Origin of the sequence: Mucilaginibacter sp. 14171R-50 (assembly GCF_010093045.1) — a bacterium.
Classification (GTDB): domain Bacteria; phylum Bacteroidota; class Bacteroidia; order Sphingobacteriales; family Sphingobacteriaceae; genus Mucilaginibacter.
In genome coordinates this window covers 2,838,482-2,854,387 of the sequence record NZ_CP048115.1, presented here as the reverse complement: position 1 = coordinate 2,854,387, position 15,906 = coordinate 2,838,482, and the positions used below count along the sequence as shown (strand labels likewise).

The 15,906-nt window shown below is 43.6% G+C and carries 11 protein-coding genes and 1 pseudogene; 3 read left to right on the top strand and 9 right to left on the bottom strand.

The genetic code is table 11. The features are described from left to right. Positions 1-6 precede the first annotated feature (6 nt). Together GWR56_RS13110 and GWR56_RS13105 are read right to left on the bottom strand one after the other, a co-directional pair. Complete coding sequence (locus GWR56_RS13110) at positions 7-1,257, bottom strand: YdcF family protein (RefSeq protein WP_162431681.1); 1,251 nt, start codon at positions 1,255-1,257, stop codon at positions 7-9. A 274-nt stretch (positions 1,258-1,531) separates the two neighbouring features. Continuing rightward, a pseudogene (locus GWR56_RS13105) lies at positions 1,532-2,015 on the bottom strand (ATP-binding protein); the annotation flags it as partial. Here GWR56_RS13105 and GWR56_RS13100 point away from each other — a divergent pair. Then, positions 2,015-2,284 carry a helix-turn-helix transcriptional regulator gene (locus GWR56_RS13100; protein WP_238395363.1) on the top strand — a complete coding sequence of 90 codons (270 nt, stop codon included), beginning with the start codon at positions 2,015-2,017 and terminating at the stop codon, positions 2,282-2,284. The pseudogene GWR56_RS13105 and the gene GWR56_RS13100 overlap by 1 nt on opposite strands. 234 nt (positions 2,285-2,518) lie before the next feature. Here GWR56_RS13100 and GWR56_RS13095 read toward each other — a convergent pair whose 3' ends face one another. The 7 genes from GWR56_RS13095 to GWR56_RS13065 all read right to left on the bottom strand — a co-directional run bounded on the left by GWR56_RS13095 (position 2,519) and on the right by GWR56_RS13065 (position 13,537). After that, positions 2,519-2,896: a hypothetical protein gene (locus GWR56_RS13095; RefSeq protein WP_162431679.1), complete on the bottom strand. Its 378-nt coding sequence runs from the start codon at positions 2,894-2,896 to the stop codon at positions 2,519-2,521. 4 nt (positions 2,897-2,900) lie between these two features. Then, positions 2,901-6,497: a DUF6443 domain-containing protein gene (locus GWR56_RS13090; RefSeq protein WP_162431678.1), complete on the bottom strand. Its 3,597-nt coding sequence runs from the start codon at positions 6,495-6,497 to the stop codon at positions 2,901-2,903. Positions 6,498-6,508: 11 nt separating this feature from the next. After that, entirely contained in the window at positions 6,509-9,946 is a 3,438-nt protein-coding gene (locus GWR56_RS13085) for a DUF5977 domain-containing protein (RefSeq protein WP_162431677.1), read from the bottom strand. A 22-nt stretch (positions 9,947-9,968) separates the two neighbouring features. Beyond that, positions 9,969-10,970: a hypothetical protein gene (locus GWR56_RS13080; protein ID WP_162431676.1), complete on the bottom strand. Its 1,002-nt coding sequence runs from the start codon at positions 10,968-10,970 to the stop codon at positions 9,969-9,971. Between the two features lie 678 nt (positions 10,971-11,648). Beyond that, positions 11,649-11,852 (bottom strand): hypothetical protein, encoded by a 204-nt coding sequence (locus tag GWR56_RS13075; RefSeq protein WP_162431675.1) that lies wholly within the window; start codon positions 11,850-11,852, stop codon positions 11,649-11,651. Between the two features lie 66 nt (positions 11,853-11,918). Further along, positions 11,919-12,998 (bottom strand): branched-chain amino acid aminotransferase, encoded by a 1,080-nt coding sequence (locus GWR56_RS13070; protein ID WP_202925319.1) that lies wholly within the window; start codon positions 12,996-12,998, stop codon positions 11,919-11,921. Continuing rightward, positions 12,995-13,537 (bottom strand): DinB family protein, encoded by a 543-nt coding sequence (locus tag GWR56_RS13065; RefSeq protein ID WP_162431674.1) that lies wholly within the window; start codon positions 13,535-13,537, stop codon positions 12,995-12,997. The genes GWR56_RS13070 and GWR56_RS13065 overlap by 4 nt, the downstream gene beginning before the upstream one ends. A 66-nt stretch (positions 13,538-13,603) precedes the next feature. On the opposite strand from GWR56_RS13065, the gene GWR56_RS13060 reads away from it, so the two are divergent. Together GWR56_RS13060 and GWR56_RS13055 are read left to right on the top strand one after the other, a co-directional pair. Next, positions 13,604-15,016 (top strand): PLP-dependent aminotransferase family protein, encoded by a 1,413-nt coding sequence (locus GWR56_RS13060; protein ID WP_162431673.1) that lies wholly within the window; start codon positions 13,604-13,606, stop codon positions 15,014-15,016. Between the two features lie 3 nt (positions 15,017-15,019). Continuing rightward, the gene (locus GWR56_RS13055; RefSeq protein ID WP_162431672.1) at positions 15,020-15,859 is read left to right on the top strand and encodes a helix-turn-helix transcriptional regulator; all 840 of its coding nucleotides are present in this window, start codon (positions 15,020-15,022) and stop codon (positions 15,857-15,859) included. The last annotated feature ends 47 nt before the right edge of the window (positions 15,860-15,906 follow it).

The following is a 15,906-nucleotide window of genomic DNA, read 5'->3' as shown; positions in this document are numbered from 1 at the left end:
GTGTTTTTATGGGTCCATTGGCTCATCAGCATCTATCTGCAGCGAGGTAATAACCGGATAAAATTCAAGTTCGGTTTCAGATAATCGCTTGCCCAGCTTGTACGGTATATACTTTAATTCGTTTAGGCATCGCTTCTCCATATTTTCTATAAAATCATTCTGGTATTTATCGGTAACGATAAGTCCGGGTTGTGCAAACGGCATACTATACCTAAAAACTATCCTGACATCATTACGGATGTTGGTTGTAGTGTGGCGGGCATGCGGGTCAATTATTACCGCGTAGGCGGGCACATGCAAGGTCTTGATCATATACTTTCGCATTTCAATCGCCTCGTTATTCCGGGTTTTGTAAGGATGCACCGCCCCGCCCGATACCACTACAAACGGCGCTTTACCTGTAAAGTATGCTCTTGCCGCGGTGCGGCAGCGCAACATTCCCTCTCCGCTTAATGGTGTGATCAGATTATCCGGACCTGCCCCCGGCACCAGTATATGGCTGTATGGATACCCCGCCCAATTAATAGTTTTTATTTTGGTTACGGCGAGCTTATTTTCGGTAGCTGCCATCGGTTCAAAGTCGCCCGCATTATTGCGTTCATTTATTTCAAGATAAGTAAGCGCTGAGTGGAGAGGTATGGCAAAGAAAAGGCTGGTTGATCTGGTTACATCGGCAACCTCGGTTGCACAATCATACATTAATATAAGGTAGTTTTTCTTGTGAACATCAAAGCTGATAGAATCAATAGCGGGATAATTGGGCTTTCGGCCTTCGCCATACACCCCGATGGCAAAATTTACCGCCGCGGCATCCTGTTGCCAGGCTTTTATTAAAAGGTTAGCGGGCGTTTCGTCTTTATACAAAATATAACAGCCAGACGGAATGAGCTGTGTTTTAACTAACTTGTCTAACGCGTTACCGGGCTTGTATAAAGCCGCTAAGAGGCTACTTACCAGCTCAATATCGGCATCGGTAAACTTCAAAGCTGCCGGCAAGCAAAGCCCATCCTTGCAATTTTTTATCGCGGCTTGCAAGGCATTATACTTTTCTTGCGAAAGTTTACTTAACTGGGCGTCGGCTTTTAAAAGGGATTGTACCTGTTTGTCCTGCTCAAGTAAGGTAAGCAGGTAATAGTTTTTTGCTTTAACCCAGTTATTACCCGTTACAATTTTGTACCCGGGCAATGCGCCTGAATATTGTGCAGATACACCAAAAGAAAATAAGAAAAATATGGAAAATACTAAGATCTTTTTCATGCGGTATTTGAAGACGCAAATTAGCCGAACACTTGTTAAGTATACATTATATTGCGATTACAAAAATGTTATGATTACGACAGTTTGTATTTAGCAGGCTATCAAAAATTATTGTTTAAACAATTGTGAGCTTAGAAACCACATGGTAAACGAGCTTCAGTTTTTTTACTATTTAAGCAAAAAAATAGAAGTGCCACAGGGAGCTCCAATCCGATAGTAACGATGCAACGATGCTTCGTATGGTCGATCATTTTATTGTTTAATGGCCTCATCGCTACCCGGCCCAGCCTTCCCTATCCAAACTTCTGAAATGTATGGCTTCGGCAAGGTGCTCTAACAATATTTCTTCGCTGCCGGCCAGGTCGGCAATGGTGCGTGCAACTTTCAGGATGCGGTCATAAGCCCTGGCAGACAGGCCCAGCTTTTCCATCGCCTTTTTCAGCAGGGTTTGGCCGGCGGTTGTTATTTTACAAATATCCCTCACCATTTGTGGGCTCATCTGCGCGTTGGCATGCAGATCTGGCCGGTTGCCGAACCGCTGTAGTTGCACCTCGCGGGCTTTCATCACCCTGTCGCGTATCAGTTCGCTTTTCTCGGCCAGCCTATCGGATGATAACTCATTAAAGTTTACCGGCGTAACCTCTACGTGCAGGTCAATGGTCCAGAAGCGGCCCGGATATTTTACTCAGATACTTTTGAACGGTGCCCGGAGGGCAGATGCATTCCTTCTCAGGATGGTTGTAATAACCACATGGGCATTCTTGCGTCCACTTTTCTTCCATACCGCAAGGTAGTGAAAAAGCCGCCTTCAAAGGACATTCCTGTTAATCCTCAAACGCTGGGGGAGCACATAAGAAAGGCGAGAATTGAAAGGGGGCTGTTACAAAGAGAGGTCGCAGAAGTGTTTGGGGTTTGCGAAGACACGATTGTAGGATGGGAAAATGGCAGGTCTTTTCCACAACGAAAATATCAGAATAAAATTCTTCATTTCATTAACATATTAAAAGAAGTTAATTTAGAAAAATAAAGACCTGCCAATAAACAGGTCTTTAATTGTTAAGCACAGCTATTTAACTAATTACACATAATAATATTCATTTATGCGAATTATAATTTAATAGATCAATTAGTCCAGCTTGTTATAACTTTTAAAAACATAAAAAGAACATTCACAGCTTTGTTACTCTTAGAGCCACTCTTCATACAAATGCTTTGATGTGCTTTTATATTACGCAATTCATATGTATTTAGTGGTTATTGTTTATCGTATAAATTTCAATCCTCGAAGATTTTTTGCGGCATGTAGACTTGTTATCGAATCGCCATCGACAGAAATTGGAGTATCGTAATAGTATGTCCCATTTACGAGATCTGCTTTCTTTGACCAAACCTCCTCTAAAATAAATGGATATGCATTGTTAAGTTTTATTAATTCACCATTTGACGTATTATCTTTACGAGACAATATTTTATAAGGTAAACTCTTATTATCCCGTGCATATATAATGTAAATATTTTTAACGGAATCTATATTATAAACTTTATATCCAGTAAAATTAGTTAAACTATTTTTTAAAGAGTTTTTTGATGAAGAACATGCAACCACCAAAAGCATTATTAAAATTAAGTAAATTTTCATATTATTATAGTTTTTGAGGATATGTTTTAGACGTTAATGGAACTGCGGGTTTAACACCGTTATCAAGAATATATTCTGTTTTTCCCATAATGCCGGGTTTACTTACTCTACCTCCTAATGGACCATAATATTTTTCTATTACTGGGCCTGACTGATCGGTAGCGGCCTTATGCGCTTTCTGATAATCGCTATTTGGGTTGGCCACCTCACTTGGTGAGGCGAATGGTGAAGAAACCCCATTACTCTGCGCAATTTTTGCGCCATTATAAGACTCTGTGACTTCATGAAGTGTTGTTTTGCCCGGGCTGCCAAAATAGTTATCCATCTTTTCCAGTATTTCCGGCGATATAACTTGTTTAGTGTTCACATTGCCGCTTGGCAATAAATCGTTTCCCAAAAAAGCACCCCCAACAAAATCAACCGTACTTATGATATTTCCTTTAGTAGCAGTAACGTTAACATTTACAGTATGATCGTCAATCGCAGCAATCAACTGTTTCGCGTCCTTTCCTATAAGAGGATCAGGAGCAGATTTAGAATACGTCACGTTACCTTTATCATCCATAGATAAGGTTAATTGACCCTTTACTGATTTTTGCAACTCTTCGAAAGCGGCCTGTTTATCATCCCCACCAATAATAACATCAGTCGGTGCCATACCATCAGCATCAATGAATCTTAATGGATTGTTGAATGCATGATTGTAAGTGGAAACCCGACGCATTTTATCTGCGAGAGGGTCTACAGTAGTGAAACGTCCAATCACCGGATCATAAAACCGCGCGCCATAATCGTATTGATTTGTTAGATCCAATTGTATTTCTTTAGCATTATAAAGGTAACGATTGTGATTTAAAATATCATAATCAACCGGCGTTTTCCTTAGGCCAAACGAATAGTACTCATCTTCTTGTAATCTTCTTACTAAGCCAGAGACAGGATCTCTATCAAATGATAATCTTACATTACCTAGCTGATCTTTAAGATTGTATTCATAATTGTAAACACCACTAATATTTTTAATACGACCTTCCTCGGTCTGTATAAAGTTAATTACATTATTTGTATATACAATCCCGTTTATATAATCCCAGCCACCATCGCTACCAACATTTCTTAATTTTCTTCCTCCCACGTCATAAGTATACGTTGCTAATATCGTATCTGCTTGTTTGATTGTTTGTGGCAGGTTCAATAAATTATATGAAATATTTTTAGTTCCGCCATCAGATGTTGCATTCCCATTACCATCATATGCATAACTTCTGAAAGCGTTTCCATTATTGGTTACCGTTTGCAAACGGTTATTCAAATTAGCATTATAGTAGCTGTAGTTCAGATTTGCAGAATTACTGCCACTACGTACAAGTTTTGTAATATTGCCCATTACGTCATAATCAATAGTTTCATCTAAAGCGCTATCTGATGACAAGGCACTTTTTAGCCTATTCAATTGGTCGTAACGATAATTAAAATTCACATTGCTACTGCCGGTCTTAGTGTATTCCATTTGAGCAATATTCCCATTAAATTGGGGACTAACACCAGCATTTGGTTTATTATAGGCAAGGCTAAAGTTAAACAGGTTGGTATTGCTTTTGCCTGATAACAGCCATGCCCGTTCATTGTATAGATAGTTAATATCTTGTAAAAAGGGAATAGTCCCGGACAATCCATGCAGGTGTTTTGTCTTCAACTGCCCGATAGCATTGTAATCTAATCGGCTGACTAATACTTGCGGGTCTGAATTAATTCTTTCAAATGTTTCCCTTTTTCGGTCTGCCTGGTCGTAATTGTATTGGTTCGCAATTGACACTGCCAATATCGCGGCTGTATTGTCGGCATTTTTGGTATATTGTTTTCTACTGGTCGCTGTTATTTTATCAGTAAAATCATACGTATTCGATACATCATCATAATTGTATGAACTCAAAGTACCTCCCAGATAGTGCTGCATATACGCTTTTACTACCCGGCCTTTATTATCATAGTAATTCACGTTCCAAAGCATGTCAGGCTCGGTGTTTGAAAGTGTATTTAACACCGCTGTTTTTGATACTGTGACAAGTCCTTTTGTTAAATTACTATATGTGCCCGGTGTTGGGGTAAGCCCCGGAGGTATTGTCGGAATATTTGTGTAGTTATCATAATAATTTATCGTTAGTGTTTTCGTCAAAGCGGGATAGCTTGTTACTTTATATCCTGTAGTATTATTCGCATAATCCCTGATATCCCACTGACTGGCTGCGTATATGCTATCTTGCAAGGTGGTTAAAGGTATGTTAGCCCCTGCATTCCATAACCCGGTTATAATAACTCTGCCTAAACCATCGTACTTATTAACCGTCCATTGATTGTTGCCTCTTTGAACAGAGTCCTGTGTTAATACTATTTGGTCGAGTTTGTTATAAACCATATTTTCCCAACCCTTTCCTGGCACACGCTTTTGCGAAAGTCTGTTATACTCGTCGTATCGATATTGATAGCAAAGGTTGTTTAGTATGGTTTGAGTTGGAACTGTGTTGTCAGCATTACTTTTCGGTGGTAATACATATGCTAAATTTCCAACATCATCATACACATAATAAGTACTTAATATCTGTAATTCATTAGGGGCGCCTACAAGGTAACTGAATGTTCGCTTTAGTACTATACGACCTTCCTTGTCAATATATTCTTCAGAGGTACCTCCGCGCCCACTTTGCCAGTTCTCATCTTTCGTGATTTTTACTGTTAATTCACCAGCAAGATAATTACCGTCTGCGCCACTCAACCGAACAAGTGTCCGGCTTTGATTGGGATTAATGGTAACCGTATACAGCGCAGCAAGATATGTGTTTGCCGTATCAGTCAAAGCCAAAGTGTTGTTAACTGAATATGAGGTTTTAATCGTATGCCCAGAACTTACTCCACTTGGGTTAATGGTGCCGGTAAGTTGCCAAGGGTCGCCGGGAGCGCCTTGTTCTAATACCCGGCCCAAAGCAGACGGTTCATATTTTGTCATTGCATAGGGCGTAGAAATGTGTGCAATTCCCCCAGGCAGCTGTGAAGTTGAATCAGGCACCCCCGCCGGATCATAAAATGCAAGCTGATTCGTAATGGCTGCAGATCTATAACTCCCATTCGCGCTGGTAGAAGCATAGGGTAAGTATTTTACTGTTTCCCGATTAAGTGAATCATACGCAATGGGCTGTACCAGATCATTGTAACCGGGAGAGCCTTTAATCTGAATCGTTTGAATAGGACGCCCTAGGCCATCAAAGTATTGTACGTTTTGCATCAGTTCGCACGTGGTACGATTTGCAAGCCCGCTCCGAGTGGTAATGCCGCTTATACGCGGCGTGCTTATCATTACGTAATTTTGACTCGAACTTAAATTGAGCGTCAACGGCACACAATCTTTTATGAATAACTTAAGCGTCTGCCCGGACGATGCCGTAAACGTAAAGTTGGGACTCAATGTTATTTGTTTTTCATTGTAATACTGGCCTGCGGCAGGTGTTCCTGTCATTGGGGTATTGATATATGTTTGTGCCTTCAATGGTGTTATGAAGAGAACAATTAGTGCCCATAAAAAGGCCCCTTTGATATATTTCATCATATTATCTAAAATTATTGTGGACAAGCAGTTCCTTTTATATACGGCCCTCCGTTAACTGTTCCTTCTCGTGCGCATAACGTCACTGAATGTCCTTGTTCTACATATTCTGTCCTGTCAATTCCTTCACAGTCTTTATAATGATAAGTCGCACTAAATCCTTGGTTTGCACTGAATGTGTAAGAGTAGCAGGGGATTAATGTGCAGGTAGCATCAGGGTCCGAGTTTGCATAAAGCTGCCCTTGTACATCAGCATCGGTCTGCGCGCGTTGATCGGCATCAGCCTGTGAGATCGTTGATAAGTAAGTGCCTTTAAAAACTTTATAAGTGACCAGGGAACCAAGATAATGCACCCCACATTCTTTTCTATGTGTTGTAATTATTTCATCATTTTTATAAATCAATGGATCTACAAAGCAGTTAGTGCTGCCGCCCTGATAGTTATAGCAATAACTTTTAACAATATTTCCATCCTGGTCCTTAACATCCATTAGTCTGTTAAATCCGTCGTAACTATAATAGTTTGTTAGTCCTTTGACATCAGTCGTTGTTCCAAGGCCTATTAACGGCATGTACGTGTAGGTTGAGATTTGAGCATCAATTGGGTATATGCATATGTCATCAAATGCAGTTCCGCCGGACAGGATAAATGAATTACCCGTGTAAGGCAACTCACCGCTGTACTTCCATGCTCCGGTATCTTTATACCAGTAACTGATTACATACTCGCGATTGTTGGGTTTGGCCCAACTTACAGACGCATTAGTAGAATATCGCAAGCCTGTATGAGCATCTCCGCCTGACACTGTTGTTCCATTTTTTTTTTCAAACCCCTCATAAAAAAATTCGGCGCTCATTGCGTTTTTTACTTCTGCAATTGGGTACTGCTGATTATAACCCCATCGGTATGACTGATAGGTTTTAGTATCAAGCAACACTTCCTCAATATTGCCATTAGAAGTATATTTTGTAACCTCACTCTTTGTAATCAGCGGGTTGGTACTCAATGTCTGGACTTTTACAGTGGATGGTTTATAGAGTGTTCCATTGTTATATATCCCAAAGTCTTTCAACGTATAATTAACCTGATTTCCGTTAACGAGCTTTTGTTCTTCTATAACCGGAGAAATGATATTTTTACTTATCATCGCCGGATACACCCCGCCAGCATAGTCAAACGGATATTTATACCGTGTTTCAACAGTACCAGGTGTGGATGAGGTTATTCTGCTGTTATATTGGATTTGTTTCCTGAGCGAATAATAAGTGCTGTCGTATTCGTAGATGTTCCGTACCATATAGTTTCCAGCAGGGTAATAATACAGAGTGCTATCACTTTTTTTCTGAATTAGACCCGAGATTACCGCAACTCCTTTAGCAAATTGGAATGAGCCTTCCGATCTGGAGATCGCTGTCTGACGCCATAACCTACGCGAACGGAACTTCTCTGTCATCGTATACGCTGTTTGGGTTTCGCTAACGATAGCATTATTTTGGTACTGTTTAACGCTTTTGGGAAGGCTGCGGGCAAAGTCATAGCTTTCATATGGGCCTACCTGGTTGGTACCCAATCCGTAATTTACTCCCAAATAATCGGGGTAGTCCAAATGGGAGGTAAACTCATAATCAGTTCTAATAGTGCTTCCGGTCGTCTCGCGTACATTGAAATAGTATATTGGCGTTTGCGACAATGTGTAGAACGGATCGGATTTCCAAATATTCCAGTTGACCGTTGTGTCCGGTACTTCACCTCCAAACAGCCAAGCTAGCTTACCGCTTATTTGTGACACCTGGAATGTAAAGAAAAACTTATTGACCGGTGCTAACGCTACCCCGCTGCTTAAGTTTAGGTTATTGAACTTATTATAGGAGTATTCTTTCGTCATAGCAGGCATTCCATTACCGCCGCTGTCGATCATTTTTTTCAATCGGATTCCTCCACCGGCCCGGCGGCCAATAGCTTGTCCATTTTCAGTCGTATCTTGCCTGATATAACTGTATTCGTTCTGTTCATATTCAAATGAGGAAGTGCCGCCTGTTGGGTACGTAATTTTTTTCAACGCACCTAGTACAGTATTGCTGAAGGAAGGCTCTCTATTGGCAGTGTATGGCGAAACAGGAATCAGATCGGCATTATTTACTCCGTTGTAGTACCCCCAATAATCAAGTCCCAAAATGTAATAGGTGGCCGGAAACGGAGTATATTCAAAGGCATGTGTTTTATAAACAGCGGTGCCTCCGGTAATGGCCTTCTCTTTCAAACCAGTAAGCAGGCACTTCATATCGGTGCTGGAATAGGTTGCGTTGTAGCGTTTTATTTCGTTACCGTTCGTTAGCGATAGTAAAACACTATTTAATGTGTGTAGCGCCGTATCAGATTCCAGATTGTTATACGAGAAATCTACCTTCCACGTAGAACCCTCAATTTTGGTAACAAAATTTTCCGATGATATAGAATAATCAAACCCCGCAACCTCCTCAGAACTGTGCGGTGTAGTTGTATATACCTGAAACGGCGTTTTTGTAATCCTTTGACGGTTTAATTTGAAATAAGACTGGTTGTCTTTATAATCATTCAGGTAGGAAAGCTTTATTTTATTGCCATCGGTATCTTCTATTTCGTATAACAGCCAGGCACTAATGGGTGTCAGGTATGCTGTACTAAGCGGGTCCCAGAATTCGTGCTGAGAATAAGAAAACTCAACATTTTTCATCGGATCTATTGGAATAACCTCCGCCTTAGGGGTGGGATCTCCAAACCGGTACACAGTGCCATCTTCGGTGGTTATGGTAAATCCATTAATATTAGTGCTAATTCCGTTATAGATTCTTTGTAAAATCGGGGTGTCAAACTGATGGTACTCAATTTTCAGTTTTCTGTCAGAAACAATATGAGGCAGACCATCATCACCAAAAAAGAACTTTCCTGAAATATTACCGAATGAGAAATAAAACATATCGGGTTCGCCGTCGCAATTGCCATCAACAAAGCAACTTGGACAGGATTGATTCTGACAATTTAGTGAGTCGTTCACCTTCAATAGGCTTTTTATATTTGCGCTGTTATACAAATACCCTAAACGCGTGCTACCATGTAGCTCATCGGGCAGCCCGTTAACCACTCGGGAAATGACTCCGCCAGCCATCAACGACCAGCCACGACCTACGACCCCGGGCTGGTCAGAGGGACGAAAGCCGCCATAGTTGTAGTTTATTGAAATTGGCAGAGCTAGGCTGCCTTCCTTCAGGTCTAAAAGTGGAATGCTAATGTTTGGCAATCCCGAGCTATAATTTAGCGGTATATCTCCGAATTTGCCTATCGAGGCTGAATTTGGTGATGGAGGTATTACGAGCGAGTACGGTTTGGATTGGGCAAAAATTTCATTATATGGTAGCAATACGATTGATAATAATAAAGTAAGCCACCATTTCTTCTTCAAAAAATGATTCATTGTAAAATATTTAATGTATGAATTACAGCGATTTGTTTTCAATCGATTTTTCCATTTTATCCATTCGGGCTTTCAGAACATTAAGTTCCTTTTCCTTTTCAATCAGATAAAGTGTAAGTTCTTCTACTTTTTTTGTAAGCACCTTGCTTAACTCGCCCAGGTTTAATCCATTAGCGGCGATTTCTTGTTCCGATGGCATGTCAGGCAAATGCTGATTTCGGTCGATGTAATTTTTCACCTCAGTTAAGGGAAGCAGTTTATAATCCTTTTTAAATACGTAGTCAGGCCACTCGCCGTACATTTGAACAGTTACCGCTGTCGCGATAACGCTTCCATTCACCGCCAATTTGTATCCCGTGGGCGGGGCTATTGTTCCTATTCCAACACTGCCATAACGGACAGTAAGGGTGTTGTCATAAGCGCCCCCTGTGAGCATGCTTTGGATGGTCGTCCGCGCATTGGCATAACCCGTCCCCCCGTCGAACAAACTGTAGATCCTTCCAGAGTTCAGACTGCCGCTCGTGTATCCGCCTTTAAAATTAATTCCGGCTTCGTAACCTAAAGCGCCTGCATTTTCAATAGTGACATTCGAAAAGCCTGGAGTTGCGTTCGTTTCTTTTACATGCAATTTTGAACTGGGAGTGGTGGTTCCAATACCGACGTTGCCTGAAGCACCGATTATAGACAGGCGTGTTTGCATATTAGTATTATCGCCTAACCGAAAATACATATTAGCTCCGGTTGCAACCCTGGTTAATCCAATTTCTCCGGAGTTTGTCACATTCGCGGGATTGGTTGATGCAACAAAACGCATTGTTACCCCTGTATTTGCATTTGCAAAAGGGCTTTGAAGAGCGAACAGGGCAGTTTCCGTAGCGGCGGTACCGCCATAGATATGAGTTAAAAATGAAGGACTGCTTGTACCAATACCTACGTTTCCCGTAGTAGGCCAGGGGTTTGAATTTTGAGCAGATACGAGGAGTGTGCTGCCTAATAAAGCAGCGATGCAAATGATTTTTTTCATGTAGGATAAATTGAGTAACAGGTCGCCGAAAAGCACGGCAAACGCTGTTATAAGTCATAAATTGTTTTTGGTTATTTGTTTAATACTTAAATATGAATCTCGTTGTTAGCGAGTGATTACCAGAGAGTGGTAAATGCCTGAATTCTGAGCTTGATAATAACAAAGGTACGAGGTAAAACTCTTGTTGATGGTGACACTACATTGTCAGTACGTTCTTTTCTTTGCTTGTAGCTCCCTTTAGCATCTGAACAATACAAAATTACGCGATAAAATTATTTTAATGGTGTCAGAACGGTGTCAGTGTAGTTACTTCAAAAAAAGAAAGCACAGATTTAGTCGTGCTTTGATGAATAATATAATTACAAAAAAATATATCACTTGATTCAGTTACTAATTGGGGGACAATTACCACACTTCTTATAATCGAAAGATATTTTAAGAATACTCAATGCTAAGGAATCGCACTTATCTTCGTGCTGTAGAGCGCAGCGTCAATAGCGACCTTTTATTTGGTCTTGCAGTTCGTCTTAAAGTACTGTATGCTACTTTCTTAGGATGCTTTATTCAAATGTCATACATATTGGCTTTCGCACATCGAAAGCTTTGTAATGGTATACGATGGTCCGGCATACGCAGGTTCCAAGCCACTCTCATTATCAGCTATGTACTATCTGGTTTTTAGAATGCTTCGGTGGCGCACAGTACGCAACCTTGGTAAACGATGAAGATGGGAACAATAAAGGCACAAGAGAAGAAGCGGAAGCCGAAGCGGCAGGTTGTCAGGACGACCTCGTTATCGAACTTAAATTGCCTGGCAGCCACGCCTTGCGTGGCCATTTTCGCCCCCTGTTTCGCCAAGCTGATGATCTGTATCAGGTGCAAAACAGGGGGCGTTTTTTTTGGAGAGCTGCTATGACTGGTTCCGGAAAGTGGATTTTTTCACCTGCATTACAAGGCATAGACATCCTTCAACGCCACCCGATGATTCCAGCCAAAAATATCGGGCGACCGCCCATAACGAATCGCTTGAAGATCACTCCGTAAGGTCGCGGCCACACCATCATCTGGCGTTGCCGGAAAATAGCTTTTGCCCAGTATATCGATCTCCCTGATCTGGGTCAGAACGGCTGCTGTGCCTACGCCGAAAGCTTCCACTACTGATCCGTTTTCAAAAGCTTTTTCCAACTCCGAATAGCTGATCGGCCTTTCTTCGGTTTTGATACCGCGGGCCTTGGCAAGCGTGAGGATGGAATCCCGGTTCACACCATCCAGGATCGTCCCGTTCAGCGGCGGCGTTATGAGCGTACCGCCGATGGCGAACATCACGTTCATGGTTCCCGATTCTTCGATAAAACTGTGTGTGTCTCCATCTGTCCATAGTACCTGGTCAAAACCGGCGGCTCTGGCCAAACGGGTGGGCAGGAACGCGCCGCCATAATTACCACCGCATTTGGCAAAGCCGGCACCGCCTTTAGCTGCCCGGGTATATTCTGTCTCTACTTTTACACGCACCGCGCCGTTGTAGTAATTGGCCATCGGCAGGGCGACAACCATAAAGCGGTATTCCTGAGCTTCCATGACACCCAATCGGGCTTCGGTGGCGAATACCATTGGCCGCAGGTATAGTGAATTGCCCGACAAACCGGACACCCAGCCTTCATCAATCGCCACTAAATTTTCCAAAGCCGAAAAGAACAGTTCTTCAGGTACTGCTGGCATACACATCCGCTCCAACGAGCGGTTCAGACGCAACAGATGTTTATCCATACGGAAGATGCTAACGCCACCATCTTCTAATCGAAAAGCCTTCATACCTTCAAAAACGGTTTGCCCGTAGTGCAGGCAAAGCGCCAGCGGACTAATGGAGAATTCGCCAAAAGGTTTGATAGCGGCATCCTGCCATTGCCCGTCCCGGTACTCGGCGCTGAAGAGGTGGTCCGTCGGGTTAGGCCCGAACTGTACATTGTTGAAGTCATAGGTCGCCAGCCTGCTATGCAGGGTTCGCTCCACTTGGATAGGGTATTTCATATTTCAGGATTGTTTAAAAGCGGTAAATATTTTTGTTGGATGATGGCCAAATGGTGCAGCGGATGCCCGGCCATGATATAGGCCAGGGCCAGTACCGATACCCGTTTCCCGGCGGCAACACCTACACGGCGCAGCATTTCGTCTGTAAAGTTTTGATAGAGCAGTAAAGTACCTTGCCGTAGGTGATCAAATTCGGTAAGCAGGTCAGCAATACTGCGGCAACTGGTATCGACATATCGGGCGTAAGCGGCTTCATCGTAATTGGGCAGGTCGGCCTGTTCATTCCGTGTCAGGCATAAGGCGCGGTAACTCAGGATGCGTTCCGTATCGATCAAATGTTGCAAGGTGCCTCTGATCGTCCATTTGCCCGGTGCATAAACAAGGTTCCCCAGTTGATCTAGTCGTTTTACTTCAGCTGAAGTAAATATTACCGCATGTTTTTTTAATACCTCTAATGGCGGCAGATCATCCGTCAACCGGATATAGCGCGAATGCCAGGGATGGATATCGTGTAAGGTGCTGATGTCTCTTTTGGTCATAACACAAAATTGGGCGAAAAAAAATTAGGTGTACAGATGCAGAAATTGTAATTTTGACCATAGCAGATGAAAGTCAAAACAAATCTATATGATCAGATCGCGGCAGATATCGAAGTGCAGATCGCGCAACAGGTACTGCGTGTGGGCGATAAATTGCCTTCGCTGCGCCTTATTTGTGAACGTTACAGCGTCAGCCAAAGCACCGCCTTACAGGCTTATTACCAATTGGAAAGTAAGTCGCTGATCGAATCCAGACCGCGGTCAGGCTATTTCGTGCACCGCTCACCAAATCGAAATTTGGGCTTGCCCGCTACCAGTACGCCCGTTCACGGCACAGCAGGCGATATGCACGACCTGATCAGCCGGGTCTACCGGGACATGGGCCGGGATGGGGCCGTCCCTTTGTCGCTCGGTGTGCCTGCCTTAGCACTTCTGCCTGTGGCCAAGCTGAACAAAGGCTTGCTCCAGGCAACGCGCAAGTTAAAAGGCAGCGGACTGGAATATGAACAGGTGCAGGGCAGTGAACACCTGCGCCGACAGGTAGCGCTGTTTTATTCAGGCGAAGGCCGTTCACTGGGTAGTGACGGCCTGGTAGTGACTGCCGGTTGTATGGATGCGCTTTCCCTATCATTAATGGCGGTAACCCAACGCGGCGATACGATCGCTGTGGAAAGCCCTGTTTACTTTGGTATATTGCAATTGGCAAAAAGCCTGGGACTGACAGTCGTTGAACTGCCTACGCACCCGCAGACCGGTATTGAGCCGGAAGCTTTGAAAAAAGCCTTGATGACCAAAAAGATCAACGCGTGCCTGCTGGTCAGTAATTTCAATAACCCGCTGGGTAGCCTGATGCCTGATGAACATAAAAAGGAAGTGGTCAAATTGATCCAGCAGTATGGTATACCGCTGATCGAGGATGACCTGTACGGCGAGGTGTATTTTGGTAATGAGCGCCCGCGTTCCTGCCGCTCCTTTGATGACAGCGGTTTGGTATTATGGTGTTGTTCGGTTTCCAAAACCCTGGCACCGGGTTACCGTGTGGGCTGGGTAGCGCCGGGGAAATTCAAAGATGAGGTGTTGCGCCTGAAACTCTACCATAGCATTGCGGGTACGACGATTACCCAGGAGGTAATCGCCGGTTTTTTAGAAACAGGCCGGTATGCGCATCACTTGCGCGGTTTACGGCATACGCTGCAAGCCAATGCCTTGCGTTACAGCCGTGCCATTGCTGAGTATTTTCCGGAACATACCCGCGTCAGCCGCCCCCAGGGTGGTTTTATGCTTTGGGTTGAATTGGATAAGCGGATCGATACCGCTATGCTTTATGACCGCGCGGTGAGGCAAAAGATCAGTTTCGCGCCCGGCGCGATGTTTTCGCTGCAAAACCAGTACAGCAACTGTATGCGCCTTAGCTACGGTATGCCTTGGAACGAAACGATAGAGAACGCTTTGCGCCAGTTAGGGCGCCTTATTATTTAACGAATGGAAATTATTCAAGTACCTCAAGCTGTTAAGGGTCAGCCGCAGATCGCGGCGGGAGATATCGTATTCCTGAATTATAGGGACCGCGGCGGGCCATTCCGCAGCCGTGTGCTGTTTGAATGTTGCGCGTTCAGCTTTGTCCAGCACGGGCAAAAGCGCATTTATCGTGCCGGCGGCAACACTACACTGCGCTATGGGCATGGCGTGCTGATCCCCGAAGGTAATTCTATCATTGCCGAACACAGCAATACTGACGCTTTATACCAAAGCTTCATTGTATTCTTTCCGGCGCGGCTGGGACATGAGTTCATGGCGGGTAAACCGGCACAACCTCAGCCCAAAGCCAATGCTCCCTATCTGTATTTTGAGGTAGATAGCTATATACAGTCTTATGTTGACCACCTGCGCTCGCTGATCGATCAGCGGCAAACATTGTCGGCTGAAATGGCGGTATTAAAGATCCGGGAATTGCTTACAGCCTTATATGAACTTGCGCCCGACGTAATTACCGCGCTGTTTGGTGCACAAAATGAACCGCCATTGAAGCATCTGGTTGAGGCCAATTTAATGAACCCGCTGACGCTGGAAGAACTGGCCTTTCTGGCCAACCGCAGCCTGTCGTCATTCAAACGCGATTTTGAGAAGGCTTATGGCGTGTCGCCGCAAAAGTATATCCGTGAACGCCGGCTGGAAATGGCAGCCGCCGAACTGGATAAAGGTAAGCCTGTTAGTTCGGTTTACCTGGATTATGGCTATCAGCACTTGTCTAATTTTAATACTGCCTTTCGAAGGCAATATGGCTCCACGCCTGCGGATTGGGCTTTGCGCAATAAAGATTGAACTTTTTGCAATAACAGCGATAACCTGTGCCCCGGCATATTTGAGGT

Coding starts and splice junctions, on each gene's coding strand:
- GWR56_RS13055 (WP_162431672.1), top strand. CDS start 15,020: ATGGAAATTATTCAAGTACCTCAAGCTGTTAAGGGTCAGCCGCAGATC.
- GWR56_RS13060 (WP_162431673.1), top strand. CDS start 13,604: ATGAAAGTCAAAACAAATCTATATGATCAGATCGCGGCAGATATCGAA.
- GWR56_RS13095 (WP_162431679.1), bottom strand. CDS start 2,896: ATGAAAATTTACTTAATTTTAATAATGCTTTTGGTGGTTGCATGTTCT.
- GWR56_RS13090 (WP_162431678.1), bottom strand. CDS start 6,497: ATGATGAAATATATCAAAGGGGCCTTTTTATGGGCACTAATTGTTCTC.
- GWR56_RS13070 (WP_202925319.1), bottom strand. CDS start 12,998: ATGAAATACCCTATCCAAGTGGAGCGAACCCTGCATAGCAGGCTGGCG.
- GWR56_RS13080 (WP_162431676.1), bottom strand. CDS start 10,970: ATGAAAAAAATCATTTGCATCGCTGCTTTATTAGGCAGCACACTCCTC.
- GWR56_RS13110 (WP_162431681.1), bottom strand. CDS start 1,257: ATGAAAAAGATCTTAGTATTTTCCATATTTTTCTTATTTTCTTTTGGT.
- GWR56_RS13085 (WP_162431677.1), bottom strand. CDS start 9,946: ATGAATCATTTTTTGAAGAAGAAATGGTGGCTTACTTTATTATTATCA.
- GWR56_RS13065 (WP_162431674.1), bottom strand. CDS start 13,537: ATGACCAAAAGAGACATCAGCACCTTACACGATATCCATCCCTGGCAT.